At 47.7% G+C, this 26,869-nt stretch carries 26 protein-coding genes, 1 other RNA gene and 1 CRISPR repeat array; of the genes, 16 read left to right on the top strand and 11 right to left on the bottom strand.

Annotated elements, in window-relative coordinates; all coding sequences use genetic code 11:
• Both V6C93_RS13675 and V6C93_RS13670 read right to left on the bottom strand, forming a co-directional pair.
• Positions 1 to 1,173 (bottom strand): transposase (locus V6C93_RS13675; RefSeq protein WP_333477208.1); only part of this gene is annotated, 1,173 nt, incomplete at its 3' end.
• A 134-nt stretch (positions 1,174 to 1,307) separates the two neighbouring features.
• Positions 1,308 to 2,120, bottom strand: coding sequence for a carbon-nitrogen hydrolase family protein (locus V6C93_RS13670; protein WP_333477207.1), 813 nt, complete (start codon positions 2,118 to 2,120; stop codon positions 1,308 to 1,310).
• A 734-nt stretch (positions 2,121 to 2,854) separates the two neighbouring features.
• Here V6C93_RS13670 and V6C93_RS13665 point away from each other — a divergent pair.
• On the top strand, positions 2,855 to 3,094 hold the full coding sequence (locus V6C93_RS13665; protein ID WP_333477206.1) for a hypothetical protein: 240 nt from the start codon (positions 2,855 to 2,857) through the stop codon (positions 3,092 to 3,094).
• A gap of 375 nt (positions 3,095 to 3,469) precedes the next feature.
• Positions 3,470 to 4,066 carry a MarC family protein gene (locus tag V6C93_RS13660; protein ID WP_333477205.1) on the top strand — a complete coding sequence of 199 codons (597 nt, stop codon included), beginning with the start codon at positions 3,470 to 3,472 and terminating at the stop codon, positions 4,064 to 4,066.
• 29 nt (positions 4,067 to 4,095) lie between these two features.
• Here the strand turns inward: V6C93_RS13660 and V6C93_RS13655 are convergent, their stop codons facing one another.
• The gene (locus tag V6C93_RS13655; protein WP_349262708.1) at positions 4,096 to 5,289 is read right to left on the bottom strand and encodes a transposase; all 1,194 of its coding nucleotides are present in this window, start codon (positions 5,287 to 5,289) and stop codon (positions 4,096 to 4,098) included.
• Positions 5,180 to 5,776, bottom strand: coding sequence for an IS607 family transposase (locus tag V6C93_RS13650; protein WP_333477209.1), 597 nt, complete (start codon positions 5,774 to 5,776; stop codon positions 5,180 to 5,182). Before V6C93_RS13650 ends, V6C93_RS13655 begins: the two co-directional genes overlap by 110 nt.
• A 310-nt stretch (positions 5,777 to 6,086) precedes the next feature.
• On the opposite strand from V6C93_RS13650, the gene V6C93_RS13645 reads away from it, so the two are divergent.
• The gene (locus tag V6C93_RS13645) at positions 6,087 to 6,419 is read left to right on the top strand and encodes a hypothetical protein (protein WP_333477203.1); all 333 of its coding nucleotides are present in this window, start codon (positions 6,087 to 6,089) and stop codon (positions 6,417 to 6,419) included.
• Positions 6,420 to 6,559: 140 nt separating this feature from the next.
• The gene (locus V6C93_RS13640; protein ID WP_333477202.1) at positions 6,560 to 6,847 is read left to right on the top strand and encodes a YggT family protein; all 288 of its coding nucleotides are present in this window, start codon (positions 6,560 to 6,562) and stop codon (positions 6,845 to 6,847) included.
• Between the two features lie 127 nt (positions 6,848 to 6,974).
• On the opposite strand, the gene V6C93_RS13635 is transcribed toward V6C93_RS13640, so the two are convergent.
• Entirely contained in the window at positions 6,975 to 7,412 is a 438-nt protein-coding gene (locus V6C93_RS13635; RefSeq protein WP_333477201.1) for a hypothetical protein, read from the bottom strand.
• 363 nt (positions 7,413 to 7,775) lie between these two features.
• On the opposite strand from V6C93_RS13635, the gene V6C93_RS13630 reads away from it, so the two are divergent.
• From V6C93_RS13630 to V6C93_RS13615, 4 genes are all read left to right on the top strand, one after another.
• Positions 7,776 to 8,414, top strand: coding sequence for a hypothetical protein (locus V6C93_RS13630; protein ID WP_333477200.1), 639 nt, complete (start codon positions 7,776 to 7,778; stop codon positions 8,412 to 8,414).
• Positions 8,415 to 8,490: 76 nt separating this feature from the next.
• Positions 8,491 to 8,829, top strand: a complete 339-nt coding sequence (locus V6C93_RS13625; protein WP_333477199.1) for a type II toxin-antitoxin system RelE/ParE family toxin — start codon at positions 8,491 to 8,493, stop codon at positions 8,827 to 8,829.
• Positions 8,822 to 9,118, top strand: coding sequence for a hypothetical protein (locus V6C93_RS13620; protein WP_349262707.1), 297 nt, complete (start codon positions 8,822 to 8,824; stop codon positions 9,116 to 9,118). Before V6C93_RS13625 ends, V6C93_RS13620 begins: the two co-directional genes overlap by 8 nt.
• 711 nt (positions 9,119 to 9,829) lie before the next feature.
• Positions 9,830 to 11,149 (top strand): dihydroorotase, encoded by a 1,320-nt coding sequence (locus V6C93_RS13615; protein ID WP_333477197.1) that lies wholly within the window; start codon positions 9,830 to 9,832, stop codon positions 11,147 to 11,149.
• A 152-nt stretch (positions 11,150 to 11,301) separates the two neighbouring features.
• On the opposite strand, the gene lepB (V6C93_RS13610) is transcribed toward V6C93_RS13615, so the two are convergent.
• Together lepB (V6C93_RS13610) and lepB (V6C93_RS13605) are read right to left on the bottom strand one after the other, a co-directional pair.
• A complete protein-coding gene (gene lepB / locus V6C93_RS13610) occupies positions 11,302 to 11,940 on the bottom strand; it encodes a signal peptidase I (protein ID WP_333477196.1) in 639 nt (212 codons plus the stop codon).
• A gap of 33 nt (positions 11,941 to 11,973) precedes the next feature.
• Entirely contained in the window at positions 11,974 to 12,603 is a 630-nt protein-coding gene (lepB, locus tag V6C93_RS13605; RefSeq protein WP_333477195.1) for a signal peptidase I, read from the bottom strand.
• Positions 12,604 to 12,756: 153 nt separating this feature from the next.
• Here lepB (V6C93_RS13605) and V6C93_RS13600 point away from each other — a divergent pair, with 153 nt between their 5' ends.
• Positions 12,757 to 14,103, top strand: a complete 1,347-nt coding sequence (locus tag V6C93_RS13600; RefSeq protein WP_333477194.1) for a dihydroorotase — start codon at positions 12,757 to 12,759, stop codon at positions 14,101 to 14,103.
• A 316-nt stretch (positions 14,104 to 14,419) separates the two neighbouring features.
• Here V6C93_RS13600 and tsaE read toward each other — a convergent pair whose 3' ends face one another.
• Together tsaE and V6C93_RS13590 are read right to left on the bottom strand one after the other, a co-directional pair.
• Positions 14,420 to 14,893, bottom strand: a complete 474-nt coding sequence (tsaE, locus tag V6C93_RS13595) for a tRNA (adenosine(37)-N6)-threonylcarbamoyltransferase complex ATPase subunit type 1 TsaE (RefSeq protein ID WP_333477193.1) — start codon at positions 14,891 to 14,893, stop codon at positions 14,420 to 14,422.
• Between the two features lie 109 nt (positions 14,894 to 15,002).
• Positions 15,003 to 16,370 carry a gluconeogenesis factor YvcK family protein gene (locus tag V6C93_RS13590; protein WP_333477192.1) on the bottom strand — a complete coding sequence of 456 codons (1,368 nt, stop codon included), beginning with the start codon at positions 16,368 to 16,370 and terminating at the stop codon, positions 15,003 to 15,005.
• A gap of 302 nt (positions 16,371 to 16,672) precedes the next feature.
• On the opposite strand from V6C93_RS13590, the gene ruvC reads away from it, so the two are divergent.
• Together ruvC and V6C93_RS13580 are read left to right on the top strand one after the other, a co-directional pair.
• On the top strand, positions 16,673 to 17,233 hold the full coding sequence (gene ruvC, locus V6C93_RS13585) for a crossover junction endodeoxyribonuclease RuvC (RefSeq protein ID WP_333477191.1): 561 nt from the start codon (positions 16,673 to 16,675) through the stop codon (positions 17,231 to 17,233).
• A gap of 360 nt (positions 17,234 to 17,593) precedes the next feature.
• Positions 17,594 to 18,298 carry an SH3 domain-containing protein gene (locus V6C93_RS13580; RefSeq protein ID WP_333477190.1) on the top strand — a complete coding sequence of 235 codons (705 nt, stop codon included), beginning with the start codon at positions 17,594 to 17,596 and terminating at the stop codon, positions 18,296 to 18,298.
• Positions 18,299 to 18,424: 126 nt separating this feature from the next.
• Here the strand turns inward: V6C93_RS13580 and V6C93_RS13575 are convergent, their stop codons facing one another.
• Positions 18,425 to 19,705 carry an aspartate aminotransferase family protein gene (locus V6C93_RS13575; protein ID WP_349262706.1) on the bottom strand — a complete coding sequence of 427 codons (1,281 nt, stop codon included), beginning with the start codon at positions 19,703 to 19,705 and terminating at the stop codon, positions 18,425 to 18,427.
• A 370-nt stretch (positions 19,706 to 20,075) separates the two neighbouring features.
• Here V6C93_RS13575 and V6C93_RS13570 point away from each other — a divergent pair, with 370 nt between their 5' ends.
• Entirely contained in the window at positions 20,076 to 21,143 is a 1,068-nt protein-coding gene (locus V6C93_RS13570; RefSeq protein WP_333477188.1) for a potassium channel family protein, read from the top strand.
• On the opposite strand, the gene V6C93_RS13565 is transcribed toward V6C93_RS13570, so the two are convergent.
• Positions 21,136 to 21,615 (bottom strand): methylmalonic aciduria and homocystinuria type D protein, encoded by a 480-nt coding sequence (locus tag V6C93_RS13565; RefSeq protein ID WP_333477187.1) that lies wholly within the window; start codon positions 21,613 to 21,615, stop codon positions 21,136 to 21,138. The two genes, V6C93_RS13570 and V6C93_RS13565, sit on opposite strands and share 8 nt — an antisense overlap.
• Before the next feature lie 251 nt (positions 21,616 to 21,866).
• On the opposite strand from V6C93_RS13565, the gene ssrS reads away from it, so the two are divergent.
• The 4 genes from ssrS (at position 21,867) to V6C93_RS13545 (ending at position 26,034) form a co-directional block, all read left to right on the top strand.
• A non-coding RNA gene (gene ssrS, locus V6C93_RS13560) (6S RNA) lies at positions 21,867 to 22,049 on the top strand.
• A gap of 192 nt (positions 22,050 to 22,241) precedes the next feature.
• Complete coding sequence (locus tag V6C93_RS13555; protein ID WP_333477186.1) at positions 22,242 to 23,531, top strand: pitrilysin family protein; 1,290 nt, start codon at positions 22,242 to 22,244, stop codon at positions 23,529 to 23,531.
• 115 nt (positions 23,532 to 23,646) lie between these two features.
• Entirely contained in the window at positions 23,647 to 24,936 is a 1,290-nt protein-coding gene (locus tag V6C93_RS13550; RefSeq protein ID WP_333477185.1) for a pitrilysin family protein, read from the top strand.
• 210 nt (positions 24,937 to 25,146) lie between these two features.
• On the top strand, positions 25,147 to 26,034 hold the full coding sequence (locus V6C93_RS13545) for a peptidoglycan-binding domain-containing protein (protein ID WP_333477184.1): 888 nt from the start codon (positions 25,147 to 25,149) through the stop codon (positions 26,032 to 26,034).
• A 472-nt stretch (positions 26,035 to 26,506) separates the two neighbouring features.
• A CRISPR array of direct repeats spans positions 26,507 to 26,833; the repeat unit is 36 nt; unit sequence GTTTCCATTCAAGTTGTTTTCCCAGCGAGTGGGAAG.
• Between the last annotated feature and the right edge of the window lie 36 nt (positions 26,834 to 26,869).

Below are 26,869 nucleotides of genomic sequence, written 5' to 3'. Positions count from 1 at the left end.
TGATGTCACCACCAACGAGTAGAGGTCGGTCTGTCCGAAAGCGTTAATTTCCCTATGCCCTAGGGTATTTAAATCAATTCCTGCTTGCCTTAAAGCCTTAGCCAAGATGTTCAGTGCAGCGTTGTGGTCGCGGTCTAATACTGTTCCACAAGCACAAAGATGAGTCCTGACAGATAGCGACTTTTTAACTGTATTGCCGCAAGTCGAACAGTCCTGGGAGGTGTATTGGGGAGCAACAGCAACAACCGTCTTGCCGTACACCTTCCCTAAATACTGCAACCATTGTACAAACTGCGACCAAGCTGCATCACTAATGCTTTTGGCAAGCTTATGGTTTTTCACCATGTTGAGCACCTGAAGGTCTTCATAAGCTACGAAATCGTTAGATTTCACTACGCACAATGCCGTCTTTATGGCAAAGTCCTTACGCTGCCTACTGACCTTCAGGTGTTTTCTTCCTAGTTTGTTGATAGCCATCAATCGGTTAGATGACCCCTTTTTCTTTCTGGAAACCCGTTTCTGCGCCCTTTTCAATGCCTTCTCACTTTTGCGGAGATGGCGAGGATTGGCTACGGTGCCTCCAGCGCTATCGGTATAGAAGTGCTTTAACCCAACATCTAACCCAATAGCTTTACCTGATGGTACTACCGACTCGTTCCGTTCCACATTGACAATGAACTGCGTGTAGTACCCATCAGCACGACGAATTACCCGCACCCGCTTAATCTCATCAGGCGCATAAAAATGCAAGTCACGAGAACCGACTAACTTAAACGTTCCTGCTGCAAAACCGTCAGTGAAAGTTAAACTTCTTTTATCTGAAGAAATCTTCCAACCTGATGTCTTGTATTCAACAGAACGAGTTCCCTTTTTGAATTGCGGATATCCTTTCTTCCCTGGTTTATTGGCTTTGCAATTAGCCAAAAACCGTTGGATAGCAAAAATGGTACGTTCCGCCGAAGCTTGACGCGCCATTGAGTTAAGTTTTCCTGCCCATTCAAACTCTTTAGCTAGGACAGCGCATTGTTTGTAGAGGTCGGATAGCTTAACGCCTTGGTTGTCCATCCAGTACCGGAGTGCTTTGTTTCGGATAAACTGAGCGGTGCGGATCATGTCGTCAATGACCCGATACTGCTGCGGCTTACCTTTTAACTTAAACTCTAGTACAATCATGATGGTATTTTATCAGGTTTACGGCTATTCATAGCTATAAAATAAGAAAATCCGTCCAGGAAGGACGGGGCTTTAAACTCATTATTTTGGTATAACCGACTAACCTAAACCTGCAATCTTCAACCTGGAATCACTTAAACAAAGACCCGGTGTTGTAAGGAAGGCATCTGACGGCGGACTTGATCGAGGCGAACGGGATTAATTTCTGCGATCGCAACTCCTGGTTTTTCTCCAGCATCCGCTAAAATCACCCCCCACGGATCGATAATCATTGCGTGACCATGAGTTCGGCGGGTAGCATAGTGACGCCCTGTTTGTGCCGGTGCAATGACATAGCAAGTGTTTTCAATGGCTCTGGCTTGCAGAAGGACTTGCCAATGGTCTTTACCTGTATAGGCTGTGAAGGCAGCAGGGACAAACAGAATGTCAGCGCCCTTGTAAGCCAAATGTCGGTACAGTTCTGGGAAGCGCACGTCATAGCAGACAGAAAGCCCTAAACCGCCTAGCTGTTCCGAATGGTAGACCGTTGGCAACTGAGTACCAGCCATCACCGTACTTGATTCTCGATAGGTATTACCATCGGGGACGTTTACATCAAATAGATGGACTTTCTGGTAACGGGTGAGTTCGGTACCACTGGGATCGATGAGTAGAGCGGTATTGTAAACTTTTTCCCCGTTGACAGGAACCGGGAAACCTCCGCCTAGGATAGATACCTGAAAACGCTGCGCCATCGTTTTGAGGAATTTTTCACTCTTTTGAGCGATCGCTTCTGCCTGAGCAATCTTGTCTTCCTCTGTACCCAAAAAGGAGAAGTTTTCAGGTAAGCCGACGAGTTCGGCACCCTGGCGCACGGCAAGTTCTATAAGTTCTTCCGCCTCTACCAGGTTTTTCTCTAGGTCAGGCAAGCTAGTCATTTGAATTGCGGCAGCAAGATAGGGCTTCATTGGCAATGTAGGACGGAGACTTCTATAGCTAAGTTCTGGTAAATATAGCAGGCAGAGTGGTCAAAAGCTATATGCTTCCTGTTTGGAGGGACGCTGGCTGTTACTCCCACCCTCATCAGTTCACAAAACGTGTTGCCAGATACAACGATCGCTCCTACAGAACTGATTCGCTCGTGTTAATCACCTGTAACGAATTTCTGCTTGACATTAGCGTCTATATTCAGTATATGTAGCATCTGCCTTACACAAACGCTGTCTGGCAGAATCACTCGTCAGTAGACGAAGTAAGAAAACTTGGGGGAGTGGAGAAGAATTCTCTCCCAGAATCAGTTATTGAGAATTTTCTCCCAGTTCCCCCGATTTCTGCCCTGCCCCTATCTAAAGACCTAGCATGAAGCTTTCGCCCAAATAAATTAGCCTGAGCGAGGTTTTCCAGCGAGAACGTTAGCTTTTTGTATGTTTTGAGAGAATATCGCCTCTAATCTTACCTCAGACAGAGAATCTCTTCCTTAATTTTTATGTAAACTTCCCATGAATCCCTCGAAATGTAAAAATTGTATAAAGCAACGCATGTAAATTGATGTAACGAAAACAGCCGATTTGGACAATAGTCCGGAAACGTGAAACAAAACTTAAGTTGTTGCGTCCCTACTGCTAGACCTGTTTCTTGAGGTTAAGTTCCCCAAAGAGTTGTCGTATTGCCTTTATTTAGCAAACCCATAAGGATATCTACCATGAATCTCATCCGCGAAATTGCCCAGCAAGCGCTGACCACTGGTTATCTGACTGTGGAAGCTGAAAACCAACTACGCCAGCTTCTATCCAAGAAGTACGATTGGGAAGACTTTAAAGCGTTTATCAGATTACAGCAGGAAGCGATGGAAGGCAGGGTGAAGCAAGAGTCTCGTGAACTCCTGTACTCTCGCTCTCTTTCCGGAAGCAGTAGCAATCAAGAGGTAGCGATCGCTTCATAAACTTCATAAAGTAGTAGTTGCGATGCTCCCTCATCAGCGGGGCGGCTCCTAAGCCGTGAACAGCTCCGAGATTAGATTAAACTAGATGAGCGGTTACGCACATCTCATTGTTCGAGTGTTGTCGCAGGTCTAGGAAACGCCTGAGGGAATCCACCCTACAGCTCACCTCCTCAGAAAACCTGATTGTTGGCTTCAGAGAAACTGGCGCTCAATTGGAGTGGCGATCGCACGATGGCAGCTTGGTTTTTATTTCCGAGTAAATTGAAAGAGAATTTAACCCTAAAGGCACAAAGGACGCAGAGAACACAGTCTTTCGAGGTGGGACACAGGAGAATAGGATTGAAGTTACAGTGGAGAAAATCTCTCTAAACTCCAGTGGTCGATATTTCCATCCTCATCAAAACATTTGTTGCTGTGTTTGTCCTAGTGGATGCTTTGGGCAATGTCCCAATATTATTGGTTCTGACGAAGGGTATGGAGCCAGAGCAAAGGCACAGTGTCGTGGATCGAGCCATGATGATAGCGACAGGAGTGCTGCTGACATTCGCCTTTGCAGGTCAATGGGTTTTAAAGTACTTAGATATCAGTATGGGGTCTTTGCGGGTAGCAGGGGGGCTACTTCTGCTCATTATTGCCTTGCGTATGTTAGAGGGAGAAATGGATACACCTGTTGTTGAACAGGGGCGTGATGTAGCAATTACCCCTTTGGCTTTACCCTTGTTAGCTGGACCTGGGACACTCACTACTGTAATGCTGTTGATGTCCGAATCTCCTACAGCTCATTTAAGCGTAGTGATGGGTATTGTCTCTGCCATGATCGTAAGCTGGCTGATTGTGCGTATGGCAGGACGAATTGACGCTTGGATCGGTCCAGAGGGAGCGCTGATTATCATTAAACTTCTAGGTTTTTTGTTAGCCGCACTGGCAGTGGAAATTGGCAGTGCTGGAATTCGTGAGCTTTTTCTCAGCTGAAACTAGATCAGTTGACACGGCTGATACATTTACGCGACACAATACGGGAAATCCCCGGACAATGCAGCGATAGCAACACCATCATTGCTAACGGTGAAGGCGGTATCCCGCAAAGCCCTGAGCATAAAGCCCAAGGCACCATTCATGTCTCGTGGCAAAGTATGACCACAAGATGGACACTTAAAAACCTTGGAACCTCCCAAGGAACGGTGAATATGACCACACTTGGTACAGGTCTTGGAAGTATAGGCTTCTGAACCCGTTATGACAATTGTGTTGGTCATTTCTGCTTTTTGAGCTAAGAACAACTCAAACCGATAATGTGCCCAAGTAAGCATTGAGCGAACGGTTTTTGACCGAATCTTTCTGCGAGCCTTGGCAACCATCTGGGAAGTCTCGAAGGTAGGAAGAAATATGACTCGGTAGTTGTCGGTTAGATAACGCACAATTTGTTTATGGGCTTCATCAATAAGGTCTTTGATTTTAGCTCTGATCCGATGAGAGGCTTGACGCATTCTTCGTCGTTGTTTTCGACAAGCCTTACTCATTTGGCTAATTAAGTTATCAAGGTGCTGACATAATCGAGTAATGCGACCGATATCACCCTGACCGAACTCAATGAACCTAGACCCATCAAAGCCAGTTAGGAAAGTTCTCACCCCTGGATCTAAAGCAATAACGCCATCCTTGTTTTTTCGCTCAATTATCATTTCTTCTGGAATTATGGCAAACCATCTTCCTTTGGAAAATGTCAGCTGAGTGGCATTTGAACAGGTTTTAGGTAATGCTTCAGAAACGGTAAACCCTAATTCTTTGGTCAGCTTGGGATACCAACAACCCGAACTAAAGTTGCGCTCATTAAACTTAATTGTCTGCTGGAGGTCACGGCAACTTCTGAACTTAGCCTCAGTGCTTGCGGTATATGCCCGAGCAGCATCAAAAATAGCATTTTGCCTGATGTGACAAGGTGTTTCTTTCACCCATTTAGGTAAGTCAGACTGCATGATGATATTTCGTAGCTTTAGCTTCCCTATCCGCTTATTTTGCCGTTGATAAGCAATAGCTTGATTGAAACAATATCGGCAGGCTGCCAACCATTTGCGCCATATCCTATTAAGTTCGACGCTTGGGTAAATCCGGATCTTCCTGCATCTGAGCCTTGTATTTGCGGAGTCCGTAAAGCCTTGAACTGAAGCAGTGAAGAATGGCGAGGATGTCCTCAACCATTTCTTCGTGAGGAGAGAGACTTGACTCATTGAGAACCACGAGGTTACACCCGTTTTGTTCACAGAGCCATCGAAACAAGTCAAATCCGAAACGCGCCAATCTGTCTTTGTGAGCGACCACAAGGCGTTTGACATCTCCTGACAAGACTCGTCCCAGTACGGCAAGCATCTTTTTCCGCTTAAAGTTAAGACCCCCTCCGATTTCTGAGACAACCTCCCCGTCTGGGTATCGGAAGATAAGGTAGTCAATCTGTCGGTCGAGGTCGGGTTTTTGGGCGCGAGAACTAACTCTGGCGTAAAGGATGTCAACCCTGGTGTCCAGTCCCGATCTAGCTCTAGCTGTATAGCTCTCGACGTTGTACCGTCGTTGCCTTCCCTCTGTCCAAATGGCTTCGATTTTCCCTTGTTCGTGCCAGCGTCGGAGCGTCCGTTCGTTAACCCCAAGGATTTCGGTCGCTTCTCTTGGGGTGACATATTTGACAATAGTGGTATCCTCAACTCTAGAATTATTGTACTATTATGTCCGGCTATGTCCGGTTATTTAAAAATGAAATTCAGGCTCCCCCGGAGTAGAGGCCTACAGTATCCTCCTCATACCAAGTTGCAGCTCATAGTAGTAGATAGGCAAGACTGGGAAGACTTGGGGGACAAGGGAGACAAGGAAGAGAAAGTAGTATCTACGTTAGCGAAGCGGCTCCGTAGGAGCAACGCAACTTCGTATCAGTAGGCAGGGGGGTCAGCCAACCGCTAATCTTGAGTTAAGTGGCGTTTAAAATCAAGAGCACAAGAGGAACATGAGTCAGCGTGATGGTTTTGCAAGCGGATTTGTGGCTGGAGCCATAGTCGGCGGATTAATCGGTGGACTGATTGGCTCGTTGGTGGCTGGTCAACGCAATACGGACGACGAAGCGGAACAATCTTTGCTCAATGCGAATCGTTCAGAAGCCAAGGCGATAAAGGGGAAAAAGCGTCAGCTTAATTCTGAAGAAAGTATTGAAGCGGCGCGTCGGAGCTTGGAGGATAAAATTGCCCAGCTGAACACGGCGATTGACGATGTTCGTCAACAACTGGGTACGGTGAATGGAAACCCCGATCGCATAGACTTAGAGCGATCGCGCGAGTCTTGAATGATACATCCCTCAAAGCTCCCTCGCCTTTGTCTGAAGCTTGTTAATGCGACTAGGGTAAGCCGAAACGGGATGATATCCGTTAAACTTACTTCAAGGCTCAACTCCTCATCAAAACTTAGCAAGGAAGCTTTCCATTCATGAGTGCTACAGGACTGCTAATCACAAGTCTCGCCCGCTTTCTCCAAATCTATACCTTTTTAATATTGATCCGGATTCTCTTAACCTGGTTTCCCACAGTCAGCTGGATGAATCAGATCGAGGCTTTCTTAAGCCCCATCACTGACCCTTACCTCAACATTTTTCGTTCATTCATTCCGCCGCTTGGAGGGATGGATTTTTCCCCTATTCTGGCAATTATCGTTTTAAACCTTGTGTCTGGCTTGATCGGTAACTTAGCCTATGGCTCTATGCCACCACAATTCTGAGGCTAAGAAAAATTGGGGATAGAGAATCATCAAGCGATTCCCAAAGAGAGCCCACTCCTGTTGGGGTAAAACTTCTCGAAGCGCAGGAGTGTTAATAGCCAAAAAGTTGGGAAAATCGTCTGCCCATTTAGCGGCGGACTTTTCCTGTAAAACCAGAAGCTTTGAATTGCTTGAGCTGCAAGGGTGTTGGTTGATTAGCTGGAACCGAGATTCTCAGTTCAAAATCACTGACGCCCGGTGGCACCTCGTCGATCGATCCGAGCCGAGTACGATTCTGTAAAATTGAGTTGTTATCGGCATCGTAAATGCGACCAAAAATGTCGGCATTGACGACCAATTTACCAGACTTGTTCTCGGCTTTACCCGTCACGATGAAGCAGTTAGCCGCACTGGCGTTTCCCCCAGGTGTTACAGTCCCTGCTGCTACATCAGGAGGGCATTCATGATAAGAAATGTCAGACAGTTGAATTTGGACTAAGGCCAAAGCCGCAGGGGTAAACACCCAGCTGATGACCCAGAGAAGACAAGACACAGTAACGGTAACCAACCAACTTTGTAATCGCATAAACGGCACTATTAACTAACGTTTACTAAAAAGGGTAAAGTTTGTTCCGAAGAACGCGATCGCTTCCCATTTGCTAATGTCCTCACTCAAACTCTGGTGTTGTGCTAAAACGGCGTAGCATGTCCTCGTATGAGTTTCGGATAGCGCGTTGCGTCGGATAAAGGATGAAAAAGCAGAAGATTTTATCTTTCCTCCTTCCTTCAGGCTTGAAGAACCGCTCCAATCCACAGCTTACCGCAAAGCAAGCCAGCAAACTTCTGTAAGTTGTGCGGTTGAACCTTTGCAATAATGAGGAGAGATGGTTTTTTCTTTATTCGGAATGTTACCCAAGAGCCGTGAGTCCGCCTGCTGACTTGACATGCTATGACCCCCGCTGAGATTGAAGCTGTCTTGCAAGCTGCCTTTATTCAGTGTGAAACGAGTTTATGTCCGCTGAGTGATCAGCAGAAACAAATTTTGTTGCAAGTCGTAACTGAATCTGTAACCCGTGCAGCACTGCTGGCATCAGCCAAAGGGGATGACGATGACGATGCTGCTAATCCTCTCGATGAACTAACAGCGGAACAGCGCCAAGCTTTGTTGCAGTTTGTCCAAGAACAGGAAAAACGCGATCGCCCTTGGAAGATAAAATTACTTAACGATTGGCTGCATAACCGCCAGTCTGGATCGGTACAGTTCATCCGGGAGAATTACGGCCCCCAATGGCTCAATCGTGTCAAACCAAAGCATTTAGCGCAGTATTTGGCCGCCGAACTGTCGTCGGATAACTTAAAGCTGAGAGTTGGCGATCGCATCGAAGTCTCGAATGGACTTTGGGAGTGGGTGCAAGAGAATGGCCCTTGTACTCGTGAGTGGTTTGCTTGCACGGTGGTGAGGATTTCTCAGCAGTCCGACAGCGACGGTTCGTATTACAACTGTACCATTCGTTTCGACAACGGCAGCGAGTACGAAATTCAAGGTATTTATCAGTGGAATCGCTACAACTGGCGTTGGCCTGCGTAAGAGTCTGCGAACACTGTTAAAGAAGCGATCGCTCTCCCAGTTGTATAGTTAGATTTTCTAGACTTCCCGGAAAATCATGGAAGTACATCCAAGAGAGATTAGAATTTACGTCACCGTAGATGGGAGAAGTCCTTTTTCTGAATGGCGTGATTCTCTCCGGGATAGAAGAGCAAGGGCTAAAATTAGAGCAAGGATTGACCGAGTTGAAGAAGGTAATCTAGGGGATTATAAGTCAGTTGGAGAAGGCGTTTTTGAACTGAGAATAGATTACGGTTCTGGCTACCGCATATATTTCGGGCAAGAAGGTTCAACAATTATTATTCTTTTGTGTGGCGGTGACAAAAGCACTCAAACACAAGATATTCGTAAAGCTCAGGAATATTGGGCAGATTGTAGGAGTAGAGATGATGCCTAGAAGTATAAGTTATCACGAAGAACTGATTGAAGCTCTCAAAGACCCACTGGAAGCAGCGCCTTACATTGAAGTTGTCTTAGAAGAAGGCGACCCTAAAATGTTAAGGAAAGCGCTTAAAAATGTTGTTGAGGCGCAGGGTGGAGTTGATCAGCTTTCAGAACAAGTCAAGCAATCTTATTTCAAACTCGATCGCATGTTAGGGGAGAAGGGGGAAATTGAATTTTATTGTTTGAGTACCTTGCTGGATGCATTGGGGTTACAGCTAGCCGTAACAGTTAAGTCAATGTAAGGCGATCGCTAAGGATTAGTAGCTTTTATTTCACGAGTCCGATAGGTTGAGACAGTATTGAGAGGCGCACTTCGGCGGATACTTTGGGCAGAGACAGCGATACCTTCTGGGAAATACTTCTTTTGGGAGGGAGGGAATCCATAGACAGTTACCGATTTTAGTCCCTAAACCCGCCCCTACAAGATATGTATTGTATTTTACTATATAAAACGTTAAATTAAGTCTAAGTAAAGAGCCAGTGCTGTGACCTGGAAATCCAAACACTGGCTCTAGCCCCAAACCTATATAAATTGGAGCTTAATTAATCATCATAGATTCAGTCCAGCAATTATCTGCTTACTGGCATATCCAAGTACCAGCAGAACACTTCCCCAAACCCAAGTTTCACTTTCTTTAGCAAGTTCGGCCATATTGGAAAGACGATTTTGGAAATTCCCAGTATGAAATTGGTAAGATTATCGGCCTACAATACGGTGCATCTGGCTACCGTCTCGCAGAATGGTCTTATCTCATTCGCTTACTCAAGAGTGACTTCCGCAAATGCCTCGTCGGGTCAGATGATGGTATTTTCGTGTACGAGTCCAGCTTAGTTCCTGATGATACAGATACTGATATTGTGATTGGGGATTAAAATTCTCTCTTTCCCCCTTGTTGGATCAGGGGGGTACCTTTGATGGGGAAGTGGGAATGTAGGGTATATGTTCAAGTTCTATGGATAGTGAACTACTTCAACAAGTTCGAGTTTTAGACCCAGTCTCTGGAACTGACCAACTGGCTGATGTTCTGATTGTAGACGGATTGATTAAGGCGGTTGAAACGTCTATTTCTGAGATTCCTGGTGATACCTTGGTGCGAAATTGTCAGGGATTGATTTTAGGCACAGGATTGGTAGACCTTTATAGCCACTCTGGGGAACCCGGATTTGAGGAACGGGAAACCTGGTTGTCACTGATGGAATCGGCAGCAGCCGGCGGCTTCACACGCTTGGCAATTTTACCGGATACCGTCCCTGCGTTGGATAACCCCTCTGGGTTAGCTGCATTGAACCAGAAATTGCAAGTACTCCAAAAAGCAAGAACAAAAGGAAATTCTCCCCCTCCCTCTCTCCCTCATCTTTATTGCTGGGGTGCTCTCACGTTGGGTGTCGAAGGGCAGCAAATGACGGAACTGGCTGAATTAGCCGCTGCTGGGGTAGTGGGTTTTGCCGATGGGCGTCCGATCGCAAATCTGGGATTACTGCGGCGGGCGTTAGAATACCTGCAACCTTTAGGTAAACCCGTAGCACTCGTCCCTTGTGACCTTAAGTTGGCAGGAAATGGGGTGATGCGAGAAGGGGTGCAATCCCTGCGCTTTGGTTTACCGGGAACTCCTGCGATCGCAGAATCCACTGCCCTAGCGGCCATCTTGGAAATCGTCGCCACTACCGGCACTCCCGTCCATCTCATGCGTATTTCTACCCGTCGCAGTGTGGAACTCCTTGAGGATGCTAAGGCACGAGGATTACCGATAACGGCGAGCACCACTTGGATGCATCTATTGCTGAATACGGAAGATCTCAGTACTTATGACCCCAATTTACGCTTGGAACCCCCTTTGGGCAATCCGATTGACCAAGCCGCACTACTACGAGGGGTGCGGGAGGGAATTATCGATGCGATCGCCATTGATCACACGCCCTACACTTACGAAGAAAAAACCGTTGCTTTTGCCGAAGCGCCACCGGGTGCGATCGGCTTAGAGCTCGCTTTACCCTTACTCTGGCATACCCTGGTCGAGACAGGTGACTGGTCAGCGTTAGAGCTATGGCAGCGAATTAGCACAAAACCAGCTATTTGTCTACAACAAAATCTAAGTGCGATCGCGCCAAATCAACCGGCTGAACTGGTTCTGTTCAATCCCCAACAGACGTGGAAAATCGAGAAACACACCCTCAAATCTCACTCCAGCAATACCCCCTGGTTAGGACAACAGCTAATCGGTCGTGTTGTGCAAACCTGGTGTCCTCCTCAGGGATTGGAGATTGCAGATTAAGAATTGGGTGGAGAACGAGCAGCATAGGGAACACAGTAGGGGCAAGGTATGCTTTGCCCTTACGGACTACCTTTTTTATCTCATTCGAGAACTTCGATAAAACTCTTACAGCTGGTCACTAGTCACTGGTCACTGGTTACTGTTCACTGATACTAGAGTGATTGCTGACTTGACTTGGCAGGATAGACAGGCCCCTCACCCAATTCACCAACACGATTTAGAGGCCAAAATCGCACTACAGCTTTGCCAATAATGTTCTCACGCGGGACAGCCCCCCAGTAGTGACTATCACAGCTATTATTACGGTTATCTCCCAGTACAAGGTAAGAGTTTTTAGGCACCTTAAAAGGGCCGAATTCATAGCCAGGAGGAGCCTCGATATACTTCTCCTGCATGGGTTTTCCGTTAATATAAACCTGTTTTTCCTTAACCTGCACCTCTTCTCCAGGTAGGCCAACGATTCGTTTAATAAACGCATCACGGGGAGCTTGTGGATCTTTAGCCAGAGGATTGGTGCAATGACCCGCCTCCTTAGGAGCCATAAATACCACAATGTCACCTCGTTGAGGGTCTTGGAAGCGATAACTAACTTTATCAATAATTAGGCGGTCATTAATCTGTAGCGTTGGCAGCATCGAGCCCGAAGGAATGTAGCGAGCTTCTGCCACGAAGCTACGAATCCCAAAAGCGAGAATACCACTCAAGGCAATGGTCTTGAAGGCTTCTACCCAAGCATTCTCAACATTTTGTACAGGCTGTTTCTCAGGCTCTTGATTTTGTGTACGAGTCATTGCTATTCAATAACGATAATTAAATCTCACTTCTTACTTAGGAGTTGCAGGAACAGGGCCCTCGCCCAACTCGCCTACCCGATTTGGAGGCCAAAATCTGATCACAGCCCGACCAATAATCTTGCTGCGGGGGACATAACCCCAATAGTGAGAGTCGTAGCTATCGTTGCGGTTATCTCCCAGTACGAGGTATTGGTTAGGGGGTACCGTTCCACCTTTTATATTGAGCCTACTGTTAAATTCTTCAGTACTAAAGTTGTAATTCGGCTTTTCTTCGATGTACTTTTCCCGCAGGGGTTGACCATTGACATAAACTCGACCCCCTTTCACCTCAACCTTATCACCAGGCAGACCAATCAGGCGCTTGATGAAGGGGTATTGGTAATTTTGCTGCTGGAGGGCTTCAGTAGGAGAAAATACAACAATGTCTCCCCGTGCTGGGTCTCGAAAGTCGTAACTGATCTTATCAATGATCAGGCGGTCATTAATCTGTAACGTTGGCAGCATCGAGCCCGAAGGAATGTAACGGGCTTCTGCCACAAAGCTGCGAATTCCCAAGGCAAGAATACCGCTCACGGCAAGGGTCTTGAAGGCTTCTACCCAAGGATTTTCAACGTTTTGTACAGGCTGTTTCTCAGGCTCTTGATCCTGCAAACGAGTCATAACTGTTCAATCATCATGGAGTTACGAGTTTCAGTGACGGGGAAAAACCGATGAGTCGCTAAGAGCATCCCATCTAAATAAATCCGTTCTTACATATAACTGTACAAATTTAAATGCGACTATAGAATCACCGTCGAATTTTAGCATCCTCTTATGTCTTCTGACTTCTGTCTGCTCATCCGCAACGCTCGTATACTTTTGCCAACGGGTGAGTTTTTAGTGGGAGATGTCCAGACTCGTGGTCGAGAAATTGTTCAGGTTGCACCCGAAATCACGGCCTCTGCCACCCAGCCGGATAGGGTGATAGACGCAAATGGTTTGACTTTGTTGCCGGGAGTCATCGATCCACAAGTACATTTTAGAGAGCCGGGGTTAGAACATAAGGAAGATTTGTTTACGGCAAGCTGTGCTTGTGCTAGGGGTGGAGTCACGTCTTTTCTGGAAATGCCTAACACTCGTCCTTTGACGACTACGCAAGAGGCACTCGATGATAAGCTACGGCGTGCTGCCGATAAATGTTTGGTGAATTATGGCTTTTTTATCGGAGCCACCCCCGAAAATCGGCAAGATCTAATTGAGGCTCAGCCGACTTGTGGGATTAAGATTTTTATGGGTTCGATGCATGGGCCGCTTTTGGTCGATGACGAAGAAGGGTTAGAACCCATTTTTGCCAAAGGGACTCGCTTAATTGCCGTTCACGCCGAAGACCAAGGCCGGATTAATCAACGACGACAAGAATTTGCAGGAATCAGTGACCCTGCCATTCACTCCACCATTCAGGACAATCAAGCGGCTCTCAATGCAACTCAGTTAGCACTGAAGCTATCTAAAAAATATCAAAGACGGCTGCATATTCTCCACATGTCTACTGCCGAAGAAGCGGAATTACTCAGGCAAGATAAGCCGAGTTGGGTGACGGCGGAAGTCACACCCCAACATTTATTACTCAATACGAGTGCTTATGAAAAAATTGGTACCCTTGCACAGATGAATCCGCCGTTGCGATCGCTCCATGATAACGAAGTTCTCTGGCAAGCGCTTCTCGATGGTGTGATTGATTTTATCGCAACTGACCATGCTCCTCATACCTTAGAAGAGAAAGCCCAAACCTATCCCAACTCGCCTTCGGGAATGCCAGGAGTAGAGACATCGCTACCCTTAATGCTGACTCAAGCGATGCAGGGGCGCTGTACAGTTAGCCAAGTCTCGAACTGGATGTCTATGGCGGTGGCGAAGGCGTATGGCATTCCGAAAAAAGGTGCGATCGCTCCTGGTTACGATGCGGATTTAGTACTGGTAGATTTAGACAATTACCATCCTGTTTTACGGGAGGAAGTTGTCACTAAATGTGGTTGGAGTTCTTTTGAAGGATGGAATCTGACAGGATGGCCTGTTTATACGATTGTTGGGGGTCAAGTGGTTTATGAAAAAGGGAAGTTGAATACGGAAGTGAGAGGTCAAGCATTAACCTTTGAGGCTGCCACAAATACTGTGGATTAGGTCTGAATCAATGGGTACTACCGCTAGCATTCAGCCCAATCACGCCAACAATAATCAGGGCTAAGGAGGTAAGTTTGATTGCCTTGATTTTAACGGCATCTGAAAAAATGTGGAAGAGCTAGTCTAAATCTCTAAAAAGCTTGCTAAATTGACTTACAAATTTTGAAATATGAGTAACTTTTTTAATATGGGAAATTATAAATTTCGCTAATTGAGCAGGGTCTCAACCTCAACATTGCGAAGAAAACGCTAAATCTAGTTCGATTAGGTTTAGATAAGTTTTTCGGAGCAGATTAAGGTTTGACTGACACATCCTTTACAGGATTTGAGATAGTTCAGCCCCCATAGCACCCCAATCAAACCCACCAACTGGGATAAGTTCAGCTTGACGCCCACTCTCTGGGGAGTAAGTCAGACACAGGTGTAGATAACTTTGAGGTTTGTAAGGCAACCGTTCTGCCCACTCGATCGCAACAATTCCCAAAGGGAAATCAACCCCCTCCCAATAACTTTCCAGATTCAACGCCTCAACTTGTGCGGCTTCCAGGCGGTATAAATCCAGGTGATACAGGGGGATACGTCCTTCTGGGTACTCGTTGATTAGGGTAAAGGTGGGACTAACGATCGCATCTTCAATCCCCAACCCTTCCCCAATGCCTTGAACGAATGTAGTTTTTCCTGCCCCTAAATCGCCTTCTAATAAAATTACACTCCCAGCTGGGAGTGATTTCCCTAATTTTACTCCCAGCGATCGCGTCGCTTCAGCATCAGTAAGAAAGAGCGTAGTCATCCGTCATTAGTCCTTAGAGTGCCTATTAATGAGTCCTTTGTTATAAAGTCAAGCCAATTAGAGGTAGAAGTATGCTTTTGACTAATAACTAATGACCGATGAATCCTTTCTAACTATGAGCTCGGCTATACCACCGGAGCAACACTCGCGCTAGCCGTTCGGGATTATGCCTCACCCAATTCGTATCCTCATCTTCATCCATCACGTTGGACAACACAATGCGACGTCCCAATTTTCCAACAGCGTCTCGATCCAGAAACACGGGATGAGAACCGACTTGAGCATAGTTAATTAAAGACTGAGCTGAGGGCACTTTGCGATGTACCAACACGGCATCAAACAGCGGTTGACCACAAGCTTCATCGATCGCGCGGATATGGTCAGCAACACTATATCCTACCGTTTCCCCTGGCTGGGTCATGATATTACAAACATAAATGCGGGGGACTGAGGTTTTGGCGATCGCATCAGCAATTTCAGGTACCAGCAGGTTGGGAATAATACTCGTATAGAGACTACCAGGGCCAATAATAATGTAATCCGCTTCGTGAATCGCTTTAAGTACAGCCGGTAAAGCAGGTGGATGTTCAGGAGTGCAACCAATTTTGATGATTTTACCGTTAGCAGCCGTAATATTCGACTCCCCATCAATCCGACGCCCGTCCTCTAATTCAGCCCACAGACAAACATCGCTCAGAGTGGCAGGGAGTACCCGCCCTCGCACAGCCAAGACTTGAGAACTGGCAGCAATTGCTCGCTCCAAGTCCCCCGTTATCTCACTCATCGCCGTCAGGAACAAGTTACCAAAACTGTGACCTACCAAACCATTCCCCGCTTGGAAGCGATATTGGAACAGTTCGGTTAACAACTTCTCTTGGTCTGCCAAAGCGGCTAAACAGTTGCGAATATCCCCTGGCGGCAATACCCCAAACTCTTGCCGTAGCCGACCGCTTGAACCCCCATCATCCGCTACAGTCACAATAGCTGTGATATTGGCACTGTAAACCTTCAACCCTCTAAGTAAGGTGGAAAGACCCGTACCACCGCCCACAACAACAATTTTTGGACCCCGGTTCAGGCGGCGATGAGCCATCAAGACATCAATCAGTTCTTTATCGCCCTCTGGCTTTAACACCTCCGTAATGGAGCTAACTGTCCGAGTCTGGCCCCAAAAAATCAAGACCAGACCGAACAGAATTGCGATCGGACCCGAAACGTAATTGGGGACAATGATCGCGATCATTTCCAAGACATTCGACGTGAAGTCAAGTAAGTAAAAAATTGGGGTTAGCTTTGCCCAAATCGCTACCCCCAGACTGGTCAAGAGTACACCAGTAGCACTGATGAGTAACCACCGTTTCACCAATAATCCAGGAGCTAACCACTTAAACCATCGGTTGACTCGCTGGGGCGTCCGACCTTTCGATTCATGTTGTAGGGTGCGTAGAGCTCGTTTGAAGAGACTGATTGATGACATCACTGATACAAGTCTGGGGAATGCAAAGACTGGATAGACTTTAACGAAACACCGTGAGAAGACTCAAGGATTAGACTCCATGTGACCGATGGTGTGTGGTTAAAGTTGCCATATAGTTTATGACGCGTGAGTAAGAGCTCACCAGGATAGATTTGGAAAATTAGACAAGGGTCTGATAAATCGGACATCAGCATCTCGGCAGTTATGATGAAAAGCTTACGGCAGAGTTGAAGGAGCGCTTCGTTCTGTCGTCTCCAATTCAGAGTAATAGACTGGATGGACGTTTCCTCTAGTCAAGGCAGATGGAAAAGCGAATTTTGGGACTCGATCCAGGGCTAGCCATTTTAGGCTTTGGGGCAATTCTTGTGAAAACGACAGAAACGACAGGAGCGCGGGACGCGGTAACCTCCTTAGCGGTGGCAGCAAACAATAGTGGCAACTCCCAAGCCAAACCGATGTCTGAATCGGTGCAGTTACTGGATTTTGGTGTCATCCAAACCCCCGCTCGGACTGAGATGGGAACGCGACTGTGTACGATTTATGATGATTTACACATCCTGATGGAACAGTGGCAACCTCATCTCGTGGCAATTGAAAAACTCTTTTTCTACAGGATGAGCAGCACAATTACTGTAGCTCAAGCGCGAGGCGTCTTGATGTTGGTGCTGGCACAGTGTAATGTTCCTATGCTAGAGTTTACACCGGCTCAAATTAAGCAAGCATTGACTGGCTATGGTAATGCAGACAAGTATGAGGTTCAACAAGCCGTAGCACGAGAGCTAGATTTAGACTATATTCCCAAACCCGACGATGCCGCCGATGCATTAGCCGTTGCTTTAACCGCTTGGTTTCATCAGTCCTAATCGTCATTCTCATACCACTTTAAACACAGGATGCAACAGATCATAGATTGAAACCATTGCCTCCAGAAGGCTTGTGCAATCCAAAATCCAAAATCCTCGCGTCCAAAATGGTATTAGACACAGACACCTTGACACCATTGCCATTTTCCGGGTGATTGGCACAGGCCTCTTTTTATGCTATTTGACTAAGAGATTTCAAGATTAACTATCCTAACTAATGTCAAGTCAGGCAGGGCAGGAGCGCTAATATCCTTTTGTACTGGATTAGCTATCTAGAAACACTAGACTCTGCCACTTGGGCGTTGTTTTGATCTAGAAGTCTATAACGCAGTCATTTTGGTGAAATGAGGAGTTGAGTATATGAACACAATCCCCCTCTGGGGCAAGTCGGTTGCTATTTTGGCTTTAGGATTGAGTAGTATAGGGTATCTAAACGCGCCCTCTAATGCTGTTACCGATAGCACGGCAGCCAATTTTACGCAAACATCAGAATCTAACTTATCTGGGCATCAGGGCAACGTTCAACTGGCGCAGGGGCTAGTGGGACAGTGTCGAGCTGCTAAACAGCGAATATTTGTGTACCCAGAACGTTCCACTTCCAGTCAGTCGATCAGAACTTTGGCTCAGAACGATGGAGTGCTTCTTGCCGACACCGGAGTCAATGGTTGGATTGCGATTAGCGCTCCTGTAGCTGGCTATGTCCGGGCAAGCGACCTCGCACTTTGCGACAGTCGCACTAAGCGTCCCACACCTGCTCCGACGCCGACGCCGACGCCGACGCCTACACCGACGCCGACGCCGACCCCCACACCCACGTCCAGCGCCAACAGCTGCCGCAAAGTTATTTATCCACCAGAAGGCTTAGCTGTTCGTAACACGCCGGTTCTTTCAGCCCCGAGGATTGGTGGGGTGTATGTAGGGAATACGGTTAAACTAGCTAATCCCCGGGAGACTCAAAAAGACAGCCAAGGACGGACTTGGGTTAAGATCTCACAACCTACATCTGGCTGGATTTCTAGTGGCTTCCCTAACGGAAATCTTAGCCCCGAATCTTCCTGTCCGTAGTCAGGGTTGAAGGTTGAAGGTTGAAGGTTGAAGGTTAAAAAGAAAGTTGGCAGGAGAAAAAACTGACTAACCTGCCAACCCTTTGACTGACTAAACCTCCAACCTTTTACCCTTCTTCAGCTGTGCTTAAGAGGCTAACGTCGCGATCGCATTTTCCAATCCCTGAGCAGCTTGCTCAACTTCTTCTGCCGAGACAATCAGCGGCGGTACAAAACGAATCACCTTGGGGCCGGCTGGAACGAGCAACAACCCCTGTTCCATCGCGGCTTTCACGACTTGGACTGAGGTTAATTCAATATCGGCGTTGAGTTCCATGCCATTAATCAGACCCCAGCCACGCACTTCGGTAAATAGATGAGGATATTTAGTGGCGATCGCTCTCAGTCTTACCCGTAGTTGCTCACCACGTTCCTGCACGTTGTGCAGAATATTCTCTCGCTCTAAGGTTTGAGCCACCGCGATCGCAGCTGCACAGGCAAAGGGATTCCCACCAAAGGTACTGGCATGGTCACCCGGCTGGAACACGTCGCAGAACTTCTTACACATCATCGCGCCAATAGGGATGCCACCCGCTAACCCCTTGGCACTGGTAAAGATATCTGGCTCGATCCCCAGATTCTCATACCCCCAGTACTTGCCTGTACGACCCATGCCTACTTGTACTTCATCCAACATAAGCAGGATGCCTGTGTCGTCACATATTTTCCGCAACCGCAGGAAGTATTCCAGCTCTCCCGGACGGACGCCGCCTTCTCCCTGTAAGGGTTCCATCAAAATCGCCGCCACCCGCTGGTTGCCCTCGTCGATATCGGTAACCGCATTCTCTATGGCCTTAATATCGTTGTAAGGAACGTAGTGGAACCCCGGCACCAATGGGTCAAAGTTCTTTTGGTACTTCGGCTGACCAGTGGCAGTAATCGTCGCGAGTGTCCGCCCGTGGAAACTGGCGTGAGCGGTCAAAATCACGGGCTTTTCAATGTCTAGTACCGTATGAGCGTACTTCCGTACCAGCTTAATAGCCCCTTCGTTCGCCTCTGCCCCAGAGTTGCAGAAAAATACCCGCTCCGCGCAGGAATGCTCGATAATCCACTTTGCTAATGCCCCTTGCTCTGGAATGTAGTACAAGTTAGAAACATGGTGCAGCTTTTGGATTTGCTGCGTCACGGCTTCGCTCAGGGCAGGGTGAGCGTGACCAAGCGTGCAAGTGGCAATCCCGGCAACAAAGTCAAGATATTCGCGTCCTTCGGTATCCCAAACACGACAACCTTCTCCCCGTTCTAGGGCAATGGGAAAGCGCCCGTAGGTAGACATCACACTGGCGTCAAAGTCAGCAGCATCAAAGGGAGCAGACATCGCTGAAGCTGACTCGGCTGGGATTGAGGGGATGGGAAGAGTTTCTAGACTCACTAATTTAATCCTTATTGAAGTTTTAGAGGATAAATCTTTGGAGGACGGATGGGATAGGTTTGGGTCGAGCTTAATTGCCACTACCTCACAGGCTAAACCAGGGAAGGCCGCTAGACTTGTCCTAACACGACGCCTCATTGACAGCTTGAATTACCCGTACTTTATCTTATCTAGGGAAACGGCTAGCTAGAGGTACTTCCGCCCTCTGGTTTTACCAGTAAACCCTGACAAAAGAAATCTGCATTAGAGAATTACATCGGTAAATTTGGGGATACCGATGGCTACCACCGTGCCTTAACCGCAACAATCCTGGATGGTGTATCCTTGAAACTTCTTCCCTCACCCATCTCGATAAAAGTAATAACAGGCGGTGTATTCAACGCTTGAACAAAAATATCAACGCCTCCGTAACGAGTTAATTGGTGGAGCGATCGCTCTATTGGGAGTCGCCGGATTCGGTACGCTATGGTACCGCCTGGTAGAGGGTTGGTCATGGTCAGATGCAGGATATATGACTGTGATTACTCTGGCAACGGTTGGCTATGGAGAAACGAATCCGCTTGGTGAACGCGGACGACTGTTTACGATCGCCCTGATTTTGATGGGTGTCATCACTATCGGTTATATCGTTAATCGGTTTACAGAAGCTTTGATTCAGGGCTACTTTCAAGAAGGAATTCGATTGAGGCAGCGGCGGCGCTTGATAGATACGTTAAATGACCACTACATTCTGTGTGGATTTGGGCGCACTGGGCGTCAGATTGCGTTGGAGTTTAAGTCTGAGGGTATCCCCTTTGTAACCATCGATTCTCAGATTGAGCAGATAGAGGAGGCTCAGGATTTGGGTTATGTGGCTCTACAAGGAGATGCAACGTTGGATGACACACTCTTCAAAGTGGGAATCGAACGAGCCACCTGTTTGGTATCGGCACTCCCTTCTGATGCAGAAAATCTATATACGGTGCTCTCAGCAAAAACCCTCAATCCGAAAATTCGGGCGATCGCTCGTGCCAGTACGGAAGAAGCGGTACAAAAGTTGCAACGTGCTGGGGCAGATGCGGTGGTTTCCCCCTATATTACGGGCGGTAAGCGTATGGCAGCAGCGGCTCTCAGACCTCAAGTACTAGATTTTATGGATGGTATTCTCACGGGGAGCGATCGCGCTTTTTATATGGAAGAGTTTTTGCTCGATCCCCTAACCAGTCCGATGGTGGGGCAAACGCTCCGGGAAGCTCGACTGCGATCGCAATGTGGTGCCTTAGTTCTGGCTATTCGTCGGGTAGATGGCAGTCTGATCGCGGGGCCGACGGCTGACACCCAGTTACTGGCGCAAGATGTGTTAATCTGCCTGGGAACAGCAGAGCAACTGCGCCAACTCAACCGCATCCTTAGTCCCCTTCATTCCCGCCATATGCGAAAGCCCAGACTATCTACTTAGGATTTAATTCCTTCCAACCCTGCTGCACTCCAACACCTCTTAGGATCGGCTCGATGACTTCCGGAGGAGCAGAGGTGAGTAAAGTACTGGGATAAACAGCTTTCCCCCACACAGGATGTTCTAAGACACAGCAGCGATTGTGAATCACGGGCAAGCCCAAAAGCGCTTTGACTACAGCCGTATCATCGTGCAGGATTTCTCCAGGTTGTGATAACAAGGGGTAACCAGTCCGAGGGTCAATCAAGTTACTCAAGAAGCCGCGATCGCGTAAACTAAACGCGACCTCAAAGCCAAAGCGCAAAAACTTCTCCCTTAACCGCTCTTTCTCTTGCTCACTCTCAGGCGTGATGTCCACCAGTTCGCATCGAGCCTGCTGCAAAACAATCACCACCCACAGCACTGGCAAATTCCAATCCGGTAAGACGCGCTCTAAGTTTTGGACGACGAAGGAACTGGGACGGTGAATAGACATCTGAACCGCCTGTCCCGTTTCTGTAATCAAATAAAGAAAATTGCGGTGAGCGATTGTCAAGGGGTGAGGTTTGAGCGAATCAAGATAGATTAAGACGTGTGTATGTAGTCGCTTTGCTACCTCGTATCGATTGTACAGGACACTCAGGTAGAGCGCGATCGCTTGGCTTGAGCGTTAGCCAGAGCTAGTTAGTAGCAACATGTCAAGGGTGGTCATTCTGGAAGAAATGGTTAGAATGGATAAAGTTACGGATTTTACTGGAACGTTGGTGACTGCCAATAGTGTTTTTTGATCTTGACTTTATGAAAAAGGGAACCAAGTCATCTTGTGGCAGTAGACCGGGCATGTACCCGGAAACTTTAAACGAGATACCCACGGTACCCCCCTGGTTATCCAGGTCATAAACTGAGGTAAGACGGCGTTTTGGGGAATCTGTAATCCATCAAATCCTCCTGTCCTGAGAGACTGGGGGTTTTTTTGTAGGAAGAGATGTCAGCCATTGTAGCGACTCTATTGCCGATGAGTATCCTAGATTTTGTCTACATATCACGACATTTCAACTTCTGAATTGATGAAGCATTACTATAAACTAATTAAAATTACCGAGATAGTTGAGATTAGAAAAATTGTTAACTGAGCCGCTGGTTGCTTCAAAATTTCCTGCTGATGTCTTCAGGCTGGCGAATGGACTGACCGTTATCTATCAACACATCCCAGCGACACCTGTCGTGGTCGTCGATGTGTGGGTACGAGCGGGTGCCAGTACAGAACCCGACCATTGGTCTGGTATGGCTCACTTCCTGGAACACATGATCTTTAAAGGAAGCGAACGGCTAGCGCCTGGTGTGTTTGACGCTGTGATTGAAAGTCGCGGTGGAATCTCCAATGCCGCCACGAGCCATGATTATGCTCACTTTTTTATCACCACAGCGGCTCAGTACTTAGAAGATACCTTACCTCCTTTGGCAGACTTGCTCTTGCACCCAGCCATCAGTGAAGAGGAATTTGTCCGGGAACGGGATGTAGTCTTGGAAGAAATTCATGCCTGCTACGACAATCCTGATTGGCTAGGATTTCAGGCTTTGAGTGAAAGCGTTTATCAGCGTCATCCCTACGGACGCTCGGTTCTAGGAACCGAAGAACATCTGATGATGAACTCACCTGATCAGATGCGCTGTTTTCACTCCACTCACTACCAACCCGAAAATATGACAGTCGTGATAGTCGGCGGGGTTGACCAAGAATCGGCATTGAATGTAATCAATCAGTCGTTTCAGGACTTTCCGACCCCCATTGAGTATCCGCTATTTGAAGCGCAGGCAGAACCTCCCATTACAGGAGTTCGTCGTCAGGAGGTGTATTTGCCGCGCCTAGAGCAGGCTCGTTTGTTGATGGCATGGGTGGGACCGAGTGTAGAACAATTGCGGGATGCTTATGGCTTAGATTTACTCTCTGTACTCCTCGCCGATGGACGCTCTTCTCGCTTGGTGCGAGAGTTGCGGGAAGAGCAGCGATTAGTATTGAGCATTGGGAGTAATTTCTCACTGCAACGGGATTCGAGTTTGTTTACCATTAGTGCCTGCTTAGAGCCACAATATTTGGAACAAGTCGAAGAGCTGATTTGCGATCGCCTTTTCCAATTGCAGAACGTACCCATCTCACAACGAGAACTCAGCCGCTGTCAGCGTTTGCTCTGTAATGACTATACCTTTTCCACAGAAACGGCAAGCCAGCTAGCGGGTCTTTATGGGTACTACAACACCATTGCTACAGCTGATATTGCCGTCACTTATCCCAATCAGATTCAACGGTTTAAGCCATCTGACTTAATGCACTTGGCACAGCAATATCTTTCTCCTTATCACTACGCCGTTACGGTTGTAAAACCCATGACAGCAGAGGAGACGCATTGCTGAAAGTTGAAAGTTGAAAGTTGAAGGCTCTAAGCTTCAGATAGGAGTCAAAATTGTTTTTCCTCTTCAACCCTCCAGTCTTCTAACTTTCGACCTTCAACCCCTGACCAAACATCCAATGCCTCAAACTGCGACCTTTTTACCCCAACAACCGCTGATTCATCGCACGGTTCTCGATAACGGTATCGTTGTACTCGCGATCGAAAATTCAGCCGCAGATATTATTGCTACACGCCTGTTTATTCGAGCGGGTAGTCAGTGGGAGCCTAAAGAAAAAGCAGGGCTATCTCACCTGCTGTCAACCGTGATTACCAAAGGGACAGATCAACTCTCAGCTATAGACATTGCCGAACGGATCGAGTCAGTGGGAGCTAATCTCAGTGCCGATACAGCAACTGATTACTTTTTACTCTCCCTCAAAACGGTCTCCACCGACTGGCCTGAGATGTTACAGCTAGCGGGACAAATATTGCTACACCCCAGTTTCCCAGAAGAGGAAGTAGAACTCGAACAGCACCTCACGATTCAGGACATTCGCTCTCAAAAAGAGCAGCCCTTCACGATCGCTTTTGACCAATTGCGGCAGGCGATGTATCGCGACCATCCCTATGCTCTCTCCATTCTGGGGACAGAAGCCACTGTATCTCAACTGAACCGTTCTGACTTAGAACTGTTTCATCAGACCCATTTCCGCCCCGACAATATGGTGATTAGCGTCGTCGGTCGGGTAACCCCTGAAGAGGCAGTGGCACAGGTTGAGCGAGTATTTGGGGGTTGGCAGCCGCCTGAAGCGCCCCTGCTGACCCAACAGTTACCCTTAGTCACATCCCAGCCCTGCCAAGTCATGACGCCCCAAGAGACGCAGCAGTCTATCGTGATGCTGGGCTATCTTGCCTCACCCTTACACCATGACGACTACACCACTCTGAAACTGATCAATACCTACTTGGGGAATGGTCTTTCCAGCCGCTTATTTGTTGAGCTACGGGAGAAACGAGGTTTAGCTTATGATGTCTCAGCCTTTTATCCCACCCGCAAGTCAGCCTCCACATTCGTAGTCTACATGGGCACAGCACCCGATAATACCGAAACCGCGCTCGTTGGTCTTGAAAAAGAAGTAGAACGCCTTTGCTCAACACAGCTGAGTATTGAGGAACTCCAGGCTGCCAAAAATAAACTCCTCGGTCAGTATGCACTCGGTAAACAGACCAATGCACAGCTTGCCCAAGTCTATGGCTGGTACGAGACTTTAGGTTTAGGAATTGAGTTTGATACTCAGTTTCAGCAAGATGTTATCAGTGTTACGCCCGAAATGGCTCAAACTGTAGCGAGCCGTTACTTTACGGAACCTTATGTGTCACTGGTCGGACCCGCTGAGGCAATCAATCCATTGGCAACACCGATATAGCCACCCAGAAAGGCAGAGGACAGAAGGCAGCAGGCAGAAAGAAGTCTTCGTCCTCTGCCCATGACTGAAAGGAGTCAGGGAAGGGATGAAGCCCCTTTTAAATCAAAAGACCTCTTGCTCTTGACAGGCTTAAAGAGAATAGGGCACTATAACTCCAAAATCCACCGATAACCCTTTGTGTGCTAAGGATTGGTATGAGGAGTGAGTGCGATGGCTAAAAACCTAACGTTAGGTGTACCTAACGCTGAAGGTGTTCGCCGCTGGATGATTTACAGCAGCACACTCAGTTTACTGATGATTGGTTTGGAAAACGTGCCAGCTGAGGCCAGTGGCGACTTATCAACCGCTCAAACTATTGCTCAGCTGATTGCTGATACATCCATCAACCGACCGATTCTCAAGCTCGGTAGCGAGGGGTCGGCGGTGTCTGAACTCCAGGCGGCGCTGAAACTTTTAGGGTACTACAAAGATGTTGTGGATGGCGTCTATCAAGAAAGTACTGCGATCGCAGTTTCTCAGTTCCAGCAAGCTGCCGGTTTGACTCCTGACGGAATCACAGGCCCCGCCACTTGGAATCGTCTGTTCCCAACCACGACTTCAGTGGTGAGGACTTCACCGACTTTGTCCAACAACCCAGCTCCGGTAAGGACTTTGCCGCCCTCGTCTAATAACCCAGCGCCAGTAAGGAGTGCACCAACCTCGTCCAATAACCCAGCCTCGTCTTTCCCGGTTCCTACTATCGTTCAATCTACCAATACTAGCGATCGCGTTAACAGGCCAGCTCCCGAAAAGCCAGCAGTAGCCCGTTCAGGAAACCTCCCAAATTCCAATCGCCCTGCCTCAATCCCTGCCAACTCCTCCACCTCAACCAGTTCTCAGGCCGCCGTGGTTACTTTGCCAGTGCTCAAGCAGGGTATGCAAGGCCCCGCCGTAGTCCAGTTACAAGAGCGTCTCAAAACTCTCGGATTTCTAAAAGCCACCGTCGATGGGGTCTTTGGGGAAGCCACTCAAACTGCTGTTAAAGCCGCTCAACAAAAGTTCAATATTGCACCCGATGGTGTTGTTGGCCCCACAACTTGGAGTGCGCTGCTGCGTTAGGTTTTCTGAGTTGAAGTGTCACACTACGTAATGCATGGTAATGGGTAATAGGTAATGGGTAATCGAAAGAGTTTTTTACGTAGTGTATGTAGTATAGGCTACTAATTTTCAATTCCCAATTGCGTAAAAACCGATAGCGAAGCGTTAGCGAGTCTTCGAGGGTCTTGTGCCAGTCGAGGGTGCGGAATGCGGGTTCAAAGTCCCTCTCCCCGTGGGAGAGGGATTTAGGGTGAGGGCTGATATGCTCCCGTTAGGTCTGCGTGAGCTTTTGGCTAATCGCGTTTACTAGAACTTACGGAAACACCATCACAAAAGCATCCAAACTCTCCAGCTTGTGGAGGAGTAATTTTGGTTCGCCCCTCGTTTCTAATAATTAACCCCCGGTGGTGCCGAGGGATTCGTTTAGTTTACTGAATGAGTTTTCCCAGCGAGTGGGAAGCTGTTCTACCACGCCGCTTACGGCTGGTCAGAAGTTTCCATTCAAGTTGTTTTCCCAGCGAGTGGGAAGTCGTGTCGCGACGTGCTGCGCTTGATGTGTAGCGACCTTTTAATTCTTGTTTCCATTCAAGTTGTTTTCCCAGCGAGTGGGAAGCTTCTTTCGTTTTAGTCGGTAACCTCTTGGTTCCCGTTTCCATTCAAGTTGTTTTCCCAGCGAGTGGGAAGTACTGTCACTCCTGCTAGCAATGGCGGCCCGGTGGTTTCCATTCAAGTTGTTTTCCCAGCGAGTGGGAAGAGCAGTTGGTCAACGCGGCATGGACCGCGCGTTTCCATTCAAGTTGTTTTCCCAGCGAGTGGGAAGCGGACCCACACTTATTATGGTATGGGAAAACGTTTC

Origin of the sequence: Allocoleopsis sp. (assembly GCF_036703385.1) — a bacterium.
Taxonomy (GTDB): Bacteria; Cyanobacteriota; Cyanobacteriia; order Cyanobacteriales; family Coleofasciculaceae; genus Allocoleopsis.
Note: the sequence above shows the minus strand (reverse complement) of the source record. Positions and strands in the feature narration are given on the sequence as shown.

Coding starts and splice junctions, on each gene's coding strand:
- V6C93_RS13670 (WP_333477207.1), bottom strand. CDS start 2,120: ATGAAGCCCTATCTTGCTGCCGCAATTCAAATGACTAGCTTGCCTGAC.
- V6C93_RS13665 (WP_333477206.1), top strand. CDS start 2,855: ATGAATCTCATCCGCGAAATTGCCCAGCAAGCGCTGACCACTGGTTAT.
- V6C93_RS13645 (WP_333477203.1), top strand. CDS start 6,087: ATGAGTCAGCGTGATGGTTTTGCAAGCGGATTTGTGGCTGGAGCCATA.
- V6C93_RS13640 (WP_333477202.1), top strand. CDS start 6,560: ATGAGTGCTACAGGACTGCTAATCACAAGTCTCGCCCGCTTTCTCCAA.
- V6C93_RS13635 (WP_333477201.1), bottom strand. CDS start 7,412: ATGCGATTACAAAGTTGGTTGGTTACCGTTACTGTGTCTTGTCTTCTC.
- V6C93_RS13630 (WP_333477200.1), top strand. CDS start 7,776: ATGACCCCCGCTGAGATTGAAGCTGTCTTGCAAGCTGCCTTTATTCAG.
- V6C93_RS13625 (WP_333477199.1), top strand. CDS start 8,491: ATGGAAGTACATCCAAGAGAGATTAGAATTTACGTCACCGTAGATGGG.
- V6C93_RS13620 (WP_349262707.1), top strand. CDS start 8,822: ATGCCTAGAAGTATAAGTTATCACGAAGAACTGATTGAAGCTCTCAAA.
- V6C93_RS13615 (WP_333477197.1), top strand. CDS start 9,830: ATGGATAGTGAACTACTTCAACAAGTTCGAGTTTTAGACCCAGTCTCT.
- lepB (WP_333477196.1), bottom strand. CDS start 11,940: ATGACTCGTACACAAAATCAAGAGCCTGAGAAACAGCCTGTACAAAAT.
- lepB (WP_333477195.1), bottom strand. CDS start 12,603: ATGACTCGTTTGCAGGATCAAGAGCCTGAGAAACAGCCTGTACAAAAC.
- V6C93_RS13600 (WP_333477194.1), top strand. CDS start 12,757: ATGTCTTCTGACTTCTGTCTGCTCATCCGCAACGCTCGTATACTTTTG.
- tsaE (WP_333477193.1), bottom strand. CDS start 14,893: ATGACTACGCTCTTTCTTACTGATGCTGAAGCGACGCGATCGCTGGGA.
- V6C93_RS13590 (WP_333477192.1), bottom strand. CDS start 16,370: ATGTCATCAATCAGTCTCTTCAAACGAGCTCTACGCACCCTACAACAT.
- ruvC (WP_333477191.1), top strand. CDS start 16,673: ATGGAAAAGCGAATTTTGGGACTCGATCCAGGGCTAGCCATTTTAGGC.
- V6C93_RS13580 (WP_333477190.1), top strand. CDS start 17,594: ATGAACACAATCCCCCTCTGGGGCAAGTCGGTTGCTATTTTGGCTTTA.
- V6C93_RS13565 (WP_333477187.1), bottom strand. CDS start 21,615: ATGTCTATTCACCGTCCCAGTTCCTTCGTCGTCCAAAACTTAGAGCGC.
- V6C93_RS13550 (WP_333477185.1), top strand. CDS start 23,647: ATGCCTCAAACTGCGACCTTTTTACCCCAACAACCGCTGATTCATCGC.
- V6C93_RS13545 (WP_333477184.1), top strand. CDS start 25,147: ATGGCTAAAAACCTAACGTTAGGTGTACCTAACGCTGAAGGTGTTCGC.